This window comes from Bradyrhizobium zhengyangense, from assembly GCF_022012435.1.
Taxonomy (GTDB): Bacteria; Pseudomonadota; Alphaproteobacteria; order Rhizobiales; family Xanthobacteraceae; genus Bradyrhizobium; species Bradyrhizobium zhengyangense.
Map to the genome: position 1 here is coordinate 225,014 of NZ_JAKLUA010000003.1, position 16,619 is coordinate 241,632.

The 16,619-nt window shown below is 65.5% G+C and carries 14 protein-coding genes; 8 read left to right on the forward strand and 6 right to left on the reverse strand.

The features are described 5' to 3' along the window. Positions 1–99: 99 nt before the first annotated feature. Positions 100–1,035 (forward strand): transporter substrate-binding domain-containing protein, encoded by a 936-nt coding sequence (locus L6637_RS12570; RefSeq protein WP_237864133.1) that lies wholly within the window; start codon positions 100–102, stop codon positions 1,033–1,035. Positions 1,036–1,261: 226 nt separating this feature from the next. Beyond that, positions 1,262–2,905, forward strand: a complete 1,644-nt coding sequence (locus tag L6637_RS12575) for a lysine--tRNA ligase (protein WP_237870786.1) — start codon at positions 1,262–1,264, stop codon at positions 2,903–2,905. 196 nt (positions 2,906–3,101) lie between these two features. Here L6637_RS12575 and L6637_RS12580 read toward each other — a convergent pair whose 3' ends face one another. Then, positions 3,102–3,755, reverse strand: a complete 654-nt coding sequence (locus L6637_RS12580; RefSeq protein ID WP_237864131.1) for a S24 family peptidase — start codon at positions 3,753–3,755, stop codon at positions 3,102–3,104. A gap of 305 nt (positions 3,756–4,060) precedes the next feature. Here L6637_RS12580 and L6637_RS12585 point away from each other — a divergent pair, with 305 nt between their 5' ends. Both L6637_RS12585 and L6637_RS12590 read left to right on the forward strand, forming a co-directional pair. Then, positions 4,061–4,405 (forward strand): DUF952 domain-containing protein, encoded by a 345-nt coding sequence (locus L6637_RS12585; protein ID WP_237864130.1) that lies wholly within the window; start codon positions 4,061–4,063, stop codon positions 4,403–4,405. Further along, a complete protein-coding gene (locus L6637_RS12590; protein WP_237864129.1) occupies positions 4,402–5,499 on the forward strand; it encodes a quinone-dependent dihydroorotate dehydrogenase in 1,098 nt (365 codons plus the stop codon). Before L6637_RS12585 ends, L6637_RS12590 begins: the two co-directional genes overlap by 4 nt. A gap of 127 nt (positions 5,500–5,626) precedes the next feature. Here the strand turns inward: L6637_RS12590 and L6637_RS12595 are convergent, their stop codons facing one another. The 5 genes from L6637_RS12595 to L6637_RS12615 all read right to left on the reverse strand — a co-directional run bounded on the left by L6637_RS12595 (position 5,627) and on the right by L6637_RS12615 (position 10,850). Beyond that, positions 5,627–6,991 (reverse strand): MATE family efflux transporter, encoded by a 1,365-nt coding sequence (locus L6637_RS12595; protein WP_237870788.1) that lies wholly within the window; start codon positions 6,989–6,991, stop codon positions 5,627–5,629. 1 nt (position 6,992) lies between these two features. Continuing rightward, complete coding sequence (locus tag L6637_RS12600; RefSeq protein WP_237870790.1) at positions 6,993–7,727, reverse strand: MBL fold metallo-hydrolase; 735 nt, start codon at positions 7,725–7,727, stop codon at positions 6,993–6,995. A 25-nt stretch (positions 7,728–7,752) separates the two neighbouring features. Further along, positions 7,753–8,055, reverse strand: coding sequence for a DUF6460 domain-containing protein (locus L6637_RS12605; protein ID WP_212240614.1), 303 nt, complete (start codon positions 8,053–8,055; stop codon positions 7,753–7,755). A gap of 72 nt (positions 8,056–8,127) precedes the next feature. Further along, positions 8,128–9,816: an ATP-dependent DNA ligase gene (locus tag L6637_RS12610; protein ID WP_237870792.1), complete on the reverse strand. Its 1,689-nt coding sequence runs from the start codon at positions 9,814–9,816 to the stop codon at positions 8,128–8,130. Next, a complete protein-coding gene (locus L6637_RS12615) occupies positions 9,813–10,850 on the reverse strand; it encodes a ligase-associated DNA damage response exonuclease (RefSeq protein WP_237870794.1) in 1,038 nt (345 codons plus the stop codon). The genes L6637_RS12610 and L6637_RS12615 overlap by 4 nt, the downstream gene beginning before the upstream one ends. A gap of 53 nt (positions 10,851–10,903) precedes the next feature. On the opposite strand from L6637_RS12615, the gene L6637_RS12620 reads away from it, so the two are divergent. The 4 genes from L6637_RS12620 to pdeM all read left to right on the forward strand — a co-directional run bounded on the left by L6637_RS12620 (position 10,904) and on the right by pdeM (position 16,561). After that, a complete protein-coding gene (locus tag L6637_RS12620) occupies positions 10,904–11,830 on the forward strand; it encodes a class I SAM-dependent DNA methyltransferase (protein ID WP_237870796.1) in 927 nt (308 codons plus the stop codon). A gap of 119 nt (positions 11,831–11,949) precedes the next feature. Next, complete coding sequence (locus L6637_RS12625) at positions 11,950–13,179, forward strand: ABC transporter substrate-binding protein (RefSeq protein ID WP_237864123.1); 1,230 nt, start codon at positions 11,950–11,952, stop codon at positions 13,177–13,179. Positions 13,180–13,272: 93 nt separating this feature from the next. Further along, the gene (locus tag L6637_RS12630; protein WP_237870798.1) at positions 13,273–15,837 is read left to right on the forward strand and encodes a ligase-associated DNA damage response DEXH box helicase; all 2,565 of its coding nucleotides are present in this window, start codon (positions 13,273–13,275) and stop codon (positions 15,835–15,837) included. 52 nt (positions 15,838–15,889) lie between these two features. Then, on the forward strand, positions 15,890–16,561 hold the full coding sequence (pdeM, locus tag L6637_RS12635) for a ligase-associated DNA damage response endonuclease PdeM (protein ID WP_237870800.1): 672 nt from the start codon (positions 15,890–15,892) through the stop codon (positions 16,559–16,561). The last annotated feature ends 58 nt before the right edge of the window (positions 16,562–16,619 follow it).

A 16,619-nucleotide genomic window follows, 5' to 3' on the forward strand; every position in this document is an offset into this window, starting at 1 on the left:
CGGGCATGACGGCGGAGTAACCACATTCCGCGCTCGCGTTCCTGGCCGGATGGTCTATAAGGCCTTCCGATCCCAACGAAATTCATTCATTTCCGGCCGATGGCTCCATCGCAACAGGCGAAATCGTCCAAATCTGTCCGTGGCTTGCTGACGGGGCTGGCTGTCGCCGCGTGCCTGTTGGCAAGCATGTCCGGCGCTAGTGCGCAGGCTCCAGCCAAGCAACCCCCCGCGGCGCCCCAGACGACCACCCCGACCGCACCCCAAGCCGCCCCCCAGGCGGTGCCAGGCTTCTGGGATCCGCGGCGGCGCCCGGAGCGGCCGGACCTGTCGCGCCTGACCGTGATCCGCTTTCTGACCGAGACCGACTACCCGCCGTTCAACTTCACCGGCGCTGACGGCAATCCGGCTGGCTTCAACGTCGATCTCGCACGCGCGCTGTGCGAGGAGATCAAGGTCAGCTGTACCGTGCAGATGCGCCGCTTCGAGACGCTGGTCGATGCGCTCACCTCGAACCGGGGCGATGCGATCATCGCCTCCATGGCGGTGAGCCCGCAGCTGCGCGCCCGTGTCGATTTCACCGATCCGTATTACCGCGTGCCGGCGCGCTTCGCCTCGCGCAAGGATGCGGTGATGCCGGAGATCCGGCCCGAATATCTCGAAGGCAAGAAGGTCGGCGTCATCGCGGGCTCCGCGCATGAGGCCTATCTGAAAGCGATGTTCACCGACGCCGAGCTGCACGCCTATCCCAACGACGACGCGCTTCGCGCCGGCTTGCGCAAGGGCGAGGTCGATTTCATCTTCGGCGACGCCATCTCGCTGGCGTTCTGGATCAACGGCACCGACTCAGGCGATTGCTGCGCCTTCTCCGGCGGCCCTTTCGTCGAGAGCCGCTTCTTCGGTGAAGGCATCGGCATCGCCGTGCGCAAGGGGAACGACGTGCTGCGCCAGGCCCTGAACTGGGCCCTGTTTCGCGTCTGGGAAAAAGGCCGCTACACCGACCTGTGGCTGAAGTATTTTTCGGTGAGCCCGTTTTAGCCTCCTCGCCTCTCCCCGCCTGCGGGGAGAGGCGGAATTTGCGAGAGCAAATTCCGGGTGAGGGGGACTCTCCGCGAGTCCAGCTCTCACCGTGATTGTGGAAGCAGTCCCTCACCCCAACCCTCTCCCCGTAAGAACGGGGCGAGGGAGTCAGAGCGGCGATCGTCGCGCCAACTTTTGCATTCTGCCCGGAAATCGCTATTTTCCGCGGCCCGGAGGCCCCTTGATGTCCGTTATCGATCCCAACATGACCCCGAGCGATCTTCGTGCGCTCGCCGAACAATCCAACGCCTGGCCGTTCGAGCAGGCGAAGGCCATTGTCGCGCGGCTCAAGAAGAGCCCGAAGGACGAGGTGTTGTTCGAGACCGGCTACGGTCCCTCCGGCCTGCCGCATATCGGCACGTTCGGCGAGGTCGCGCGCACCTCGATGGTGCGTCATGCCTTCCGCGTGCTGACCGAGGACAAGATCAAGACGCGCCTCTTGGCCTTCTCCGACGACATGGATGGCTTCCGCAAGGTGCCTGACAACGTGCCGAACAAGGATCTGCTGGCGCAATATCTGGGGCGGCCGCTGACGTCGGTGCCGGATCCGTTCTCGAACGAGCATCCGTCGTTCGGCGACGCCAACAATGCGCGCCTGCGCGCGTTCCTGGATCATTTCGGCTTTGACTACGAGTTCGCGAGCTCGACCGTCTATTACAAGTCCGGCCGCTTCGATGCGACGCTGCTGAAGATGCTCGCCGCCTACGACAAGATCATGGACATCATCCTGCCGACGCTTGGGCCCGATCGTCGCGCGACCTATTCGCCGTTCCTGCCCATCAGCAAGACCACGGGCATCGTGCTGCAGGTGCCGATGATCCGCCGCGACGTCGCGGCTGGCACGGTGACCTATGTCGACCCTGACACCAACGAGGAAGTCGAAACGCCGGTCACCGGCGGAAATGTAAAATGTCAGTGGAAGGCCGACTGGGCGATGCGCTGGGTGGCGCTTGGCGTCGACTACGAGATGGCCGGCAAGGACCTGATCGATTCCGTAAAACTGTCCGGCGCCATCGCCCGGGCGCTCGGTGCCACGCCGCCGGAAGGCTTCAACTACGAGCTCTTCCTCGACGAGAAGGGCCAGAAGATATCGAAGTCGAAGGGCAACGGCCTCACCATCGACGAGTGGTTGCGCTACGCCTCGCCGGAATCGCTGTCGCTGTTCATGTATCGCGAGCCGAAGGCGGCGAAGCGGCTGTTTTTCGACGTCATCCCGCGCCAGGTCGACGACTACCAGCAATTCATCGACGGCTTCCCCAGGCAGGATGACAAGCAACAGCTCGGCAATCCGGTCTGGCACATCCACAACGGCAAGCCGCCGCAGGGCGATATGCCCGTCACGTTCCAGCTGCTGCTCACGCTGGTGTCGTCGTCGAACGCGGAAAACGCCGAGACGCTGTGGGGCTTCATCGGCCGCTATCGTCCGGGCGTGTCGCCGCAGACGCATCCTAAGCTGGACGCGATGGTCGGCTACGCCATCAACTACTATCGCGACTTCGTCGCGCCGACGAAGCAGTTCCGCGAGCCGACCGAGGTTGAGCGCGCCGCGTTGCAGGATCTGCGCGATGCGCTCTCGCAGCTTCCGGCGGAGGCCTCGGCCGAGGACATCCAGAACGTCGTCTACGAGATCGGCCGCCGCGAACCATTCCTCGACCAGGTCAAGAAGGGTAAGGACGGTCGCCCGGGCGTGACGCTCGATTGGTTCAACATGCTGTACCAGGTGCTGCTCGGCCAGGAAAAAGGCCCGCGCTTCGGCTCCTTCGTCGCGGTGTACGGCGTGCAGAACGCGGTGAACATGATCGACGGTGCGCTGGCCAGGAGTGCGTGAGGGCGAGTTGCTCGCCGCTCCACACTCCGCTGTCGTCCCGGCGAACGCCGGGACCCATACCGCGTGATCTATCGCGGAATCGCGGTCTTCGTACCGAAGAACGCGTAACTCCTACCCTTCGCAAAACTTCTCCCCGTGGTTATGGGTCCCGGCGTTCGCCGGGACGACACTGGATGCGGGGCGACAGCCTTGCGCCTCACTGGCTCGCCCATACGATCCGTGCGACCCACGCCACATCCCCCGCCGCCATCGCCCGTTCTCCTAGCGTCGCATCGAGCGGCTGCAACTCCAGCGCCTTCGCCGTACGGCGCTTCAGCGTTGCTATCATCATCTCGCCCGCCTTCGTCTTCACCACCACACGGTCCCCCTTGCGGACCGGTGCGCCAGGCGAGACCAGGATGACGTCGCCGTTGCGATAGGCCGGCATCAGCGCGTCCCCGGAAATCTCCAGTGCAAAGGCGCTGATGTCATCACTGGTCGGCAGCGCGATCTCGCTCCAGCCCTTGCCGGACGGAGAGCCCTGCTCGTCGAACGCGCTGTTCGCGCTGGCTTGCGCGAAGCCGAGCAGCGGTATCGTGCGGCCGTCGCCCCTGTCGTCATCGATCAGCCTGGCAAAGATCTCGATCGACGCTTCAGCGGCCGCCAGTGCCTTCGCAATCGATTCGGTGGAGGGCCAGCGCTCGCGGCCATCGGAGGTGACGCGCTTGGACTTGTTGAAGGTGGTGGGGTCGAGCCCGGCCCGCTTGGCAAGACCTGATGGCGACAGTCCGGCGCGCGCGGCCAGCCGGTCCAGCGCGGCCCAGATCTGGTCGTGGGTCAGCATCCTCTGCGCTTTGGCCTGTTTGACCATGGAAGGTCCAGCCCGTCGCAACTCAGGAAAACTATCCTCAAATCAACCGGTTTTCCGTTTTTCGCGCAAGGGGTGTCGGGGAAAGCGTTTTCAAGCGAAGTGGATAGCGGTTCGCGTCCAGAAAACGCGTCAAACCCAGAATCTAGAGCTCCGTTCCGATGAAATCGGAGCGGAAAAGGCTTGAGGTCTTGAGTTCGGGAGGGGCGGCCTTTACGGTCGCGCCGGGTTTTGAGACCCGTACAAGACGAAAAACCCCAAGAGAGTCAAAGAGCTGACTCAGCGAGCAAACAGGGCTCCGGTAAGCGGTGGTCAAGATCTACAAAATCTGTCTGGCCTCGGCCTGGCGCGAAGCGGAACGGCAGGGCGTGTACCGGGGCAGCGCGGACGACGTGCGCGACGGATTCATCCATTTCTCGACCGCGAGCCAGGTGCCTGAGACTCTGCGCAAGCACTATTTCGGCCAGCGCGCGCTGTTCCTGGTCGAGGTCGACGGCGATGCGCTTGGCGCAGGCTTGCGCTGGGAGCGCTCGCGCAATGACGAGCTGTTTCCGCATCTCTATGGCGAGCTTGATCTCGGCGCCGTGCTTGCGGTGATGAACCTCAGCATCCGCTCCGATGGTGGCCACGACACGCCGGAGCTTGCGCCGTGATCCGCGCCTTCGATGCATTCTCACTGCCGGTGCTGCGCTGGCTCGATCCGGAGGACGCGCACCGCCTCGCCATCCAGGGCCTGCGCTTCCTGCCGCCGGTGAAGCCGCGCACCGACGATCCCAAGCTTGCGGTGCGCGCCTTCGGGCTCAACTTCCCGAACCCGATCGGCATGGCCGCGGGCTTCGACAAGAGCGCGGAGGTGCCCGACGCGTTGCTGCGGCTCGGCTTCGGCTTTGTCGAGATCGGCTCGGTGACGCCGAAACCGCAGGCGGGAAATCCGCGGCCGCGGCTGTTTCGGCTCGAGCGCGACGAGGCCGTCATCAACCGCATGGGCTTCAACAATGACGGCGCCGAAGCCGTGCTGCGCCGGCTCGCCGCGCGCGCGGCGAATGGCGGCATCGTCGGCGTCAATGTCGGTGCCAACAAGGACTCGCCCGATCGCGTCGCCGACTACGTCAAGCTGATCGAAACGTTTGCGCCGGTCGCCAGCTATTTCACCGTCAACGTCTCCTCGCCGAACACGCCGGGCCTGCGCAATCTGCAGGAGGGCGCGCTGCTCGACGATCTGCTCGGACGCGTGATCGACGCGCGCGAGCGTGTCAGGCAGAAGGCAGGCGATACGCCGGTGCTGCTGAAGATCGCGCCGGATCTGAGCCTCGCCCAGCTCGACGACGTCGTCCAGGTCGCGCGCTCGCGCAAGGTCGATGGCATGATCGTGTCCAACACGACCATCGCGCGGCCGAGCACGCTGCGCGAGGAGATGCGGGCGAAGGAGCAGGGCGGCCTGTCCGGCCGGCCGCTGTTCCGCCTGTCGACGCGCATGGTCGCGGAGACCTATGTGCGCGTCGAGGGCGCATTCCCGCTGATCGGCGTCGGCGGGGTAGACTCCGGCGGTGCGGCGCTGACCAAGATCCGCGCCGGCGCGAGCCTGATCCAGCTCTATTCGTCGCTGGTCTACAAGGGCCTCGGCCTCGTCGACGAGATCAAGCGCGATCTCACCTCGACGCTGCTGCGCACGGGTCGGGACTCGCTCTCCGAAATTGTCGGCGCCGATGCGGCGACACTGACGGCGGAAGACTGGCCGGGGATCTAGCTTCTTCGCCTCTCCCCGCCTGCGGGGAGAGGCCGGATTGCATCGAAGATGCAATCCGGGTGAGGGGCACTCTCCGCGAATCCAACTCTCACCGCCCTTGCGGAGACTCCCCCTCATCCCGACCTTCTCAGAGCGAGCTCTGTTCGTCTCGTCCCCGCAAGCGGGGAGAAGGAGAAGAAAACGTCGCCCGGTACAGCGCCGGATACCGCGCGCCCTGCAACCCTCCGCGCGCGACATAGAACGCGAGCAGCGCGCACCACAGTCCGGCATTGCCGAACGACTGCAGCGCCCACCACACGCCTAGGAAGATCGCGAGCGAAGCCAGCATCAGATTGCGCATCTCGCGCGCCCAGGTGGCACCGACATAGATGCCGTCGAAGCCGAACGCGAACACGCCGGGGATCGGCGCCAGCACGATGAACGGCAGGAACTCGCGCGCCGCGCGGCGGACATCCTCGCTCGCGGTCATGAAGTTGATGATACCAGGCCCGAACAGCGCGAACAGCACCGCGACGACCAGCGCGAAGCCGAGACCCCACAGCAGCACCAGCCGGGTCGAATCCGCAAAGCCCTTGGCATCGCGCGCGCCGAAAGTGCGGCCGCAGAGCTGCTGGGCGGCATTGGCGAGGCCGTCGAGGAAGAACGCGCTGACCAGCAGGAAATTGTTGAGCACGGAGTTCGCGGCCAGCGTCACGTCACCGGCGCGCGCGCCCTTGGCGGTGAAGAACAGGAATACGGTGATCAGCGCCGCAGTGCGGATCATGATGTCGGAATTGACCGCCAAGAGGCGCATCAGCTTGGCGCGGTCGAACAGCGTCGCGCGGGGCACGGCAAAGCCGCCATAGGCATAGCGCCGGCAGACGATGACGCCGAGGGCGAAGCCGATGCCCTCCGACAGCAGCGCGGCGATCGCCGCACCCGCGATGCCGGTGTCGTAGACCAGCACCAGCAGGATCGTCGCCGCCATGTTGATGAGGTTGATGACGACCTGGACCGCGAGCGCCGGATTGGCGCGGGCCTGTCCGACCAGCCAGCCGAGGATGACGTAGTTGGCGAACGCGAAGGGCGACGACCAGATCCGGATCATGAAATAGGTTTTTGCGGCGTGCGTCACGCCCGCGCTGCCGCCCATCAGATCGAACAGCACGCCGGCCAGCGGCAGTTGCAGCACGATCAGCGCACCGCCGATCAGGCCGGCGACGATGAAGCCGCGCACCAGGATCACGGTCTCTTCGCGCGTCTCGCCGGCGCCGAGCGCCTGCGCGGTGAAGGCGAGCGTGCTCATGCGCAGGAAGCCGAACAGCCAGAACAGGCAGTCGAAGATGACAGAGGCCATCGCGACACCGCCAAGCAGAGCGGCATCGTCGAGCCGGCCGATCGCAGTGGTCGAGACCACGCCGATCAGCGGCGTGGTGAGGTTTGCGACCATCGCGGGACCGGCGATGGCGAAGACCTGGCGGGAGCCGACCCTGGGATGGACGGGCGCGTGCATGTCAGAACACCAGCACCATGCCGTCTTCGGCCGCCAGATGCTCGATCGCGTCGAGACGCGACAGCACGTCGTCGCTCATATGGGTGAGCACGAGACGTTTGGCGCCAATGGTAGGAAGATGCTGTTCCAAGGTCTTCAGGCTGAGATGGTTCTTGACCACCTTCTCGTACATATAGGCCTCGGCGATGAAAAGGTCCGCGCCATGCGCCAGCGGAATGAGTGTATCAGTCCATTCGGTGTCGGCGCTGTAGGCGAGCGTGCGCCCCTCGGCCTCGACTCGGTAGGCGAGGAACGGCCCGCCGGATTCGCCGTGCACGACGGCGTAAGGCGTCACATTGACTGCGCCGAAGCTCTGGCTTTGTCCGGGGACGAGTTCGACCAGGTTCAGCTCGAAACGGTGCTTGGTCTTGGAGGAGTGCTCGAACAGCACTTCCATCGCCTGGGCGAGCCGTGTCTCGATGCCTTGCGGGCCTGCGATCGTCAGCGGTCGTGTCCGCCGCGAGAATTGCGCGTCGAGCAGAAAGAACGGCAGCCCGGCAAAATGGTCGCCGTGGAAATGCGTGATGAGGATGAGGTCGATCTCGTTGCGCTCGATCTCGAGCCGCTTCAGCGCCGGCAAAGCCGACGCGCCGCAATCGATCAGGAAATTGGCTTCGCGCCCCGAGACGTGAAAGCAGGTGTTGAGCCTGCCACCGGAGCCGAAGGCGTCGCCGCAGCCGACAAAACGCAGTTGCATCGGCCGCTAGCCTCCTGAGCCAGACTTAGCGTCGCGGTGAACCGAAGATGCGCGACAGCAGCCAGATCGGGATCACGATGACGGCGCCGAGCAGGAAGTAGCGCCACAGCCAGTTCACGGCATCGAAGCCGAGATCCCAGATGCGCTGGAACAGCAGGCGAATGCTGATGAGGATGTTCCACGGATCGAAGCCGATCGCCGCCAGCACGACGCCAACCAGGATCGAGAGCAGCACCAGGCGAAACGCGACCGCCAGCGGCGAGCCGCCGAGAAAGCGGTGCAGGCCATCGCTGTGGCCCGCCGGCAAATCTCTGACGTCTTGGACCATCTCAAACTCCTCGTGGGGATTCGCCCCGATTATAGGTCACGGCGGGGGACATGGGGAACCCGCAATGGGCCGTCAATGACCGTCGGCGGACGCCGCAACCTTAATTGTTGGTAGGGATTCGTCCGCTTTCAGCATTTTTTCCAGCGTCTCCAGCCGGTCGGCCTCCCGCGGCGGCTTGTCCCAGCGCAGGCGGCTGATGCGGGGAAAACGCATGGCGACGCCGGATTTGTGCCGCGGCGAGCGCTGCAGGCCCTCGAACGCGACCTCCAGCACCAGCCCCTTGTCCGCTTCGTGCACGACATGACGGACGGGGCCGAATTTTTCCGTGGTGTTGCGGCGGACGAAGCGGTCGATCTGCAGCAGCTCCTCGTCGGTGAAGCCGAAATAGGCTTTGCCGACCGGCACCAGCTCGTCGCCATTCTCGCTCTCGGTCCAGACGCCGAAGGTGTAGTCGGAGTAGTAGGACGAGCGCTTGCCGTGGCCGCGCTGCGCATACATCAGCACCGCGTCGATGATGTGCGGATCGCGCTTCCACTTCCACCACTGGCCTTTCGGCCGTCCCGGCAGATAGGGCGCATCGCGCCGCTTCAGCATCACGCCCTCGACGGCGTCGGCATCCTCGCCCGCGCCGGCGCTCGCGGGATCGGCGCGGGCAGCAGTGAGCGCGTCCCAGCTTGCGAAGGGGACGGTGGGTGAGAGATCGATGCGCGGGTCGCCAAGCTTTGCGATGAAGGTCTCCAGCCGCTCGCGCCGGTCAGCAAACGGCAGCTCGCGCAGATCGTTCTCGTCGTCGCCGAGCAGATCATAGGCGCGCAGATGGATCGGAAATTCCTTGATCAGCTTTGGCGAGACGATCTTGCGGTTGAGCCGCTGTTGCAGAACGTTAAAGCTCTGCACGCGCCCTTCGCGCAGGATCAGCAGCTCGCCATCGATTGCGCCCGGCAGGCGCAGCGACGGCACCAGATCCGGAAAGCTGCCGGTGATGTCTTCGCCGGTACGCGAATAGAGCCGCGCAGTGATGTGCCCATGGTCGTCGCGGCCGGCGACCGCCTGCACGCGGATGCCGTCCCATTTCCATTCGGCGATGTAGTCGGCGGGATCGAGGCTCGCGAAATCACTGTCCTCGATCGCATGCGCGAGCATGACCGGGCGGAACGGCGCGGGGTCGCGATTGACAGGCTTTTCCGCGCGGCCTTCCAGCCAGGCGAACAGATCGAGATAGGGTGGCGCGAGGCCCGGCCAGATCAGCTCGACCTCATGCGGATCCTTGCCGCCGAGCGCGGCGGCCGCGGTCTTGGCCAGACGCGCGGAAATGCCAATGCGCATGGCGCCAGTGACGAGTTTCAACAGCGCCCAGCGGCCGGTCTCATCCAGCTCGTCGAGCCAGCGCTCGAGCTGCTTCGGCAGCTCGCTCTTGCCGAGCGTGCGGAGCGTGGTGACGACCTCGGTGAGGGTAGGGGGAGGCGGGTTGTTGTGGGCCGCCATCGAGGCCTTCGGCCACATCAGCGCCACCGTCTCGGAGAGATCTCCGACATAGTCGTAGGACAGCCCGAACAGCACCTCATCGGTGCGCGCGGCAATGAGGTCGCGGATCAGCGCGGGCTTGGCGTGCTTGAAGCTGAGCGCGCCGGTGAGTGCGGCCAGCGCGTAGCCGCGGTCGGGATCGCCGACCTCGCGGAAATAGCCTTGCAGCAGCCGCAGCTTGTTGTTGCGGCCGGGCTCGTAGGCGAGGCGGTCGAGCAACTCGGCGAAGCGGTTCATGCCTCGCCCTCGCCTGGAGCTGGCGGCTCGCTCTCCTCTTCCTCGCCATAGCCGACGAGGTCGAGCGGCCGCGCGCGCAGGCCTTGAGTCTTGCACCAGTGCACCAGCGCATCTTCCTGACCGTGGGTGACCCAGATCTCGCCGGCGCCGGTCGCCGCGATGGTCGCGGTGAGGCCGGCCCAATCGGCATGATCGGAGATCACCAGCGGCAGTTCGACACCGCCCTGCCGCGCGCGGGCGCGCACGCGCATCCAGCCCGAGGCGAAGGCAGTGACGGGGTCGGGGAAGCGCCGGGCCCAGATATCCGACGTCGCCGACGGCGGAGCCAGCGTGATGGTGCCGGCGAGTGCCGCCTTCTTCATGCCCATCACCGGCCGCAGCTCGCCGAGATCGATGCCGCGGCTCTGATAGTACTCGGTGATCTTCTCCATCGCCCCATGCAGATAGATCGGCGCGTCATAGCCGGCCTTGCGCAGCAGTGCGATCACGCGCTGGGCCTTGCCGAGCGAATAGGCGCCGACGAGATGCGCGCGCTCGGGAAACAGCGCGACGGAGGCCAGCAGCTTTTTCACCTCGTCGCTCGCATCGCCATGGCGAAACACCGGCAGCCCAAAGGTGGCCTCGGTGATGAAGACGTCGCAGGGCACCAGCTCGAACGGGACGCAGGTGGGGTCCGGCGCATCCTTGTAGTCGCCTGATGCGACGATGCAGGTGTCCTTGCAGGTGACCGCGATCTGCGCCGAACCGAGCACATGGCCGGCCGGGTGAAACTTGACCTTGACCTCGCCGAGCCGGATCTCTTCGCCATAGCTGATGACCTGCGTCGATCCGGCAAAATTCTCGCCATAGCGCAGCCGCATCATGTCGAGCGTTTCCTGCGTCGCCAGCACGGCGCCATGACCGGCGCGAGCGTGGTCGGAATGGCCGTGGGTGATCAAGGCACGCTCGACCGGGCGGACGGGGTCGATATGGAAGCCGCCGGGCTTGCAGCACAGGCCGTCAGCAGTTGGCAGCAGGATGTCTTGCGGGCGCATGCCCTGCTATATAGGTCGCTCGACCGCATCTTCGAGTCACCACCTGGTTCCCAATGCCGCTCCGCCTGTTCCTGACCTCCGGCGATCTCATGGCCGACCGCCGTTTCGAGTTCGCGCGCGACCTCCAGCTCAAGGGCGATCTGCCCGCCGCCGCCGACCTCCTGGAGCAGGCGATCGAGCTCGCGCCAAATTTCACCTCGGCCTGGTTCACGCTCGGCGAGATCCGCCAGCAGCTCGGCGAGCGCGACAAGGCGATCGCGGCGTTCCGAGAAGCGCGGCGATCCGACCCCGAGGATCAGCACGGCGCCGGCCTGCATTTGATGCGGCTCGGTGACGCCGAGATGGCGGAGATGCCCAAGGCCTATGTGCAGGCGCTGTTCGATCAATACGCGCCGCGCTTCGAGCACGCGCTGATCAACGATCTCGGCTATCGCGCCCCTAGCGTGATCTTCAAGGCCGTGCTGGCCGCGCGCGTCGCTGCCAAGAAGCCTGCCTTCTTCAAGCGCACCATCGATCTCGGCTGCGGCACTGGCCTTGCGGCGGCGGCTTTTGCAAAACAGGTCGACCATTTCATCGGCATCGATCTGTCATCAGGCATGATCAAGGAGGCGCGCGCCACCGGGCTCTATGCCGAGCTCGAGGTCGCCGACATGATCGAGGGCCTGCGCACCAAGCCCGACGGAAGCGCGAACCTCGTCGTTGCCGCGGATGCGTTCGTCTATCTCTCCGATCTCGCGCCTGTGCTCACCGAGGCCAAGCGCGTGCTCGTCTCCGGCGGCGTGCTCGCCTTCACGCTGGAGACGCATGACGGCGATGGCATCGTGCTCGGCGAAGGCCTGCGCTATGCCCATTCGGCGGAATATGCGCGGGGTGCGATTGCGAAGGCCGGGCTGAAGCTGCTCACGCTGGAGCCGTGCTCGCCGCGCAACGAGAACAACGAGCCGGTGCGCGGCCTCGTCATCGTCGCCGAGAAAACTTGAGTCTAGGCGCTAAGTACCCGGCAATTTAAGCGTCATTGCGTCGCAAACCGACGACTTCCTGCTTGCGAGCTGCGCTGCGTTCCCAGCACAATGCGCGCACCAGGGAGAGAGACAAAACAATGACCAAGAATCCATCGCGCCGTGATGTCAGCGCCGCCGCATTCGCCACCATCGCCGCATCCGTTCTGCCGGCGCCTTACGTCTGGGCCGCGGAGAAGAAATACGATTCCGGCGCCAGCGACACCGAGATCAAGATCGGGCAGACCGTGCCGCATTCCGGCCCCGGCTCGCTCTACGGCGTGCTCGGGCGCGTCGGCGAGGCCTATTTCCAGATGCTCAACGAAGGCGGCGGCATCAACGGACGCAAGGTCAACTTCCTCACGCTCGACGACGCCTACAGCGCGCCGAAATGCGTCGAGGCGACGCGGCGCCTGGTCGAGCAGGAGGAGGTGCTGGCGCTCTACGGCTCGCTCGGCACAGCGCCGCAGACCGCCGTGCACAAATATCTGAACTCCAAGGGCGTGCCGCAGCTGCTGCTCAACACCGGCGCCTCGAAGTGGAATAACCCGAAAGAGTTCAAATGGACGATGGCGGGCCTGCCGCTGTATCCGACCGAAGCGCGCATCCTGGCGCGGCATGTCGTTGGCGTGAAGCCGAATGCCAAGATCGGCATCCTCTACCAGAACGACGATTTCGGCCGCGACTTCCTTGGGCCCTTCAAGAAGGTGCTGGCCGATGCCGGCGGCACTGCCCAGGTGATCATGGAGCAGACCTACGACCTCACCGATCCGACGGTCGATTCCCAGCTGATCAATCTCTCCAAATCGGGCGCTGACGTTTTCTACAACATCTCCACCGGCAAGGCGTCGTCGCAGTCGATCCGGAAAGTGGCCGAGCTCGGCTGGAAGCCGCTGCAGCTGCTCTCGGCCGGCTCGACCGGCAAATCCATCCTCAGCGCTGCCGGCTTCGAAAATGCCAAGGACATCGTCTCGATCAGCTATGCAAAGGATGCCGGGCCCGGCCGTTGGGAAAAGGATGCGGGCCCCATGGCGTTCGAGGAGCTGCGCAAGAAATATCTGCCGAATATCGCGCCCGACAACACCATCGCCTATGCCGGCTACGGCCAGGCCGTCACCATGGGCGAGATCCTGCGCCGCTGCGGCGATGAGCTGACGCGGGCCAACGTGCTGAAGCAGGCATCGAACCTCAACGGCTTCCACTCGCCCTTCTTCCTCGACGGCGTCACTTACAGCTACACGCCCGACGACTACACGCCGATGAAGACGCTGTTCATCCAGGTCTTCAACGGCAAGGACTGGGAGGTCTCGGACAAGCCGGTGGTGGAGTAGGCGCTCCTCTCTCTTCCCTCTCCCCGCCGGCGGGGAGAGGGAAGGAAGTCCCACCCCTCGACGAACCCTGTCCCACGGCTTACCTCTTACGCCGTGCCGCCCCGCATCCTCAAAATCCCGGCCGAGCCGGCCGCGCTGCTGCCCGACCGCTTCCAGCAATGGTTCGCGGCCCGCGGCTGGTCGCCGCGCGAGCATCAGCTCGCGCTGCTGGCGAAGGCGCGCGAGGACCGTTCGGCACTGCTGATCGCGCCGACCGGCGCCGGCAAGACGCTGGCGGGATTCTTGCCGACGCTGGTGGAATTGAGCACTGCGCCGACTTCTCCCGCGAAATCCGTGGTCTCCACCGGCCGTAGCGTTCAGCGCAGCGCCGGCCTGCACACGCTCTACATCTCGCCGCTGAAAGCGCTCGCCGTCGACATCGCGCGCAATCTGGAGCGGCCGATCGCGGAGATGAACCTGCCGATCAAGGTCGAGACCCGCACCGGCGACACGCCGGTGTCGCGCCGCCAACGACAGCGGCGCTATCCGCCTGATGTCCTGCTGACCACGCCCGAGCAGCTCGCGCTGCTGCTCTCCTCCGACGACGCGCCGTTCCTGTTCTCATCGCTCAAGCGCATCGTCCTCGACGAGCTGCATGCGCTGGTGACGTCGAAGCGCGGCGATCTGCTCTCGCTCGGCCTTGCGCGGCTGTGGCGCCTCGCGCCGCAGATGCGTGCCATCGGTCTGTCGGCGACCGTGGCCGAGCCCGACCAGCTCGCGCGCTTCCTGGTGCCGCAGCCCGAGGGCAAGGAGCGAGCGGCCGACATCGTCGTCGCCGGCGGCGCCGCGCCGCCGGAGGTCGAGATGCTCGACACGCGCGAGCGGCTGCCCTGGGCCGGCCACAGCGCGCGTCACGCGCTCCCTGAAATCTACGAGCTGATCAAGCAGAACAAGACTACGCTGGTTTTCGTCAACACCCGCAGCCAGGCCGAGATGCTGTTCCAGAATCTCTGGAGCATGAACGACGACGGCCTTGCCATCGCGCTGCATCACGGCTCGCTCGACGTCGCCCAGCGTCGCAAGGTCGAGGATGCCATGTCGGCGGGGCGCCTGCGCGGCGTGGTCTGCACCTCCTCGCTCGATCTCGGCGTCGATTGGGGCGACGTCGATCTCGTCGTCAATATCGGCGCGCCCAAGGGTTCCTCGCGCCTGATGCAGCGTATCGGCCGCGCCAACCACCGTCTCGATGAAGCCTCGCGCGCGGTTCTGGTGCCCGCAAACCGCTTCGAGGTGCTGGAGTGCCGCGTCGCCATCGACGCCATCGCGGAGAATGCGCAGGACACGCCGCCCTTGCGCACCGGCGCGCTCGACGTGCTGGCCCAGCACGTGCTCGGCTGTGCCTGTGGCGAGCCGTTCCTCTCCGATGAACTCTATGCCGAGGTCCGCACCGCCGCGCCTTACGCCGACCTGTCGCGGCAGGATTTCGACGACGTCGTCGATTTCGTCGCTTCCGGCGGTTACGCGCTGAAGACCTATGAGCGCTTCGCCCGCATCAAGCAGGACAAGCAGGGCCGCTGGCGCGTCGCCAATCCAAAAGTGCGGCAGAGCTACCGGATGAATGTCGGCACCATCGTCGAAGACGATATGCTGAAAGTGCGGCTGGTGCGTTCGCGCGGTGGAGGTCACGGCTCCACGGGTGTGATCGCGCGTGGCGGCCGTCTGCTCGGCGAGATCGAGGAGGCTTTCATCGAAGGCCTCTCGCCCGGCGACACCTTCGTGTTCTCAGGCGAGGTGGTGCGTTACGAGACCCTGGTCGAGGATCAGGTCTATGTCTCGCGCGCGCATGACAAGGACCCGAAAGTGCCGTCTTATATGGGCGGAAAATTCCCGCTCTCGACCTATCTCGCCGAACGCGTCCGCCGTCTGCTCGACGATTTCAGGGCGTGGAAGGGCTTGCCGGAGCAGGTGCGCGACTGGCTGTCGCTGCAAAAGGACGTCAGCCGCGTGCCCGGCGTGCGCGAGCTGCTGGTCGAAAGCTTCCCGCGCGCCAACAAGCATTACATCGTCTGCTATCCCTTCGAAGGCCGCCTCGCGCACCAGACCCTCGGCATGCTGCTGACGCGCCGGCTGGAGCGCGCGCGTGCCCGTCCGCTCGGTTTCGTCGCCAACGAATATGCGGTGGCGATCTGGGGGCTTCGCGATCTCTCCTTCATGATCAGGGATGGCCGCATCGACCTCGACGCGCTGTTCGACCCCGATATGCTCGGCGATGACCTCGAGGCCTGGCTCGCCGAATCCGCGCTGATGAAGCGCACCTTCCGCAACTGCGCGATCATCTCCGGCCTGATCGCGCGCCGCCACACCGGCGAAGAGAAGAGCCGTCGCCAGGTGCTGTTCTCGACCGACCTCGTCTACGATGTCCTGCGCAAGCACCAGGCCGATCACGTGCTGCTGCGTGCTGCCCGCGCCGACGCCGCCACCGGCCTGCTCGATCTGCGCCGCCTCAGCGACATGCTGATGCGCATCCAGGGCCGCATCACCCACCGGGAACTCGATCATGTCTCCCCGCTCGCCGTCCCCGTGATGCTGGAAATCGGCCGCGAGTCAGTTTATGGCGAAGCTGCAGACGAGCTGTTGGCCGAGGCCGCCGACGAGCTGGTCAAGGAAGCGATGGGATAGAGCAGGTTTTGACGTGACGTTGGGTGCGCTGGTTTCAGGGGATGACGAGGACATGCGCGTTTCCAGGGTCAGCATCAGCGATGTGACCTTCGCCGCCGATCTCTCCGGCGCGCTGTTCTGGGACGAGCAGAACCTGCTCGTCGTCTCCGATCTGCATCTCGAAAAAGGGTCCAGCTTCGCCACGCGCGGCGTGCTGCTGCCGCCTTACGACACGCTGGCAACGCTCAGCCGTCTCGCTGCTGTCATCTCCCGCCATAATCCCAGGACGGTCATCGCGCTCGGCGACAGTTTTCACGATCGTTCCGCGCACGAGCGCCTCTCGGCCGACGACCGCGCCGCCGTCGCCGCGCTCCAAACCGGGCGCGACTGGATCTGGATCTCAGGCAATCACGATCCGATGCTGCCGCGCGATCTCGGCGGCACCATCGCCGACGAAGTCGCTATTGGACCGATCACCTTCCGCCACGAACCATCAGGTGCGCTTGGCGAGATCGCCGGCCATCTCCACCCCAAGGCCCGCGTCTCCGCGCGCGGCCGTTCGATGGAGCGGCGGTGTTTCGCCAGCGACGGTCTACGCGCCGTGATGCCCGCCTTCGGCGCCTATGCCGGCGGGCTGAGCATCCGCGACGCCGCGTTTGCGAAGATCTTTCCGAGAAACGGCTTTGTCGCGCATCTCCTCGGCGACCGCCGCGTGCACGCGATCGCCGCGTCAAGGTGTTACTAAGGGCCGCACTTTCGTAGGGTGGGTCAGCCGAGCAGATGGGCGGATCGCCAGGCGCTGG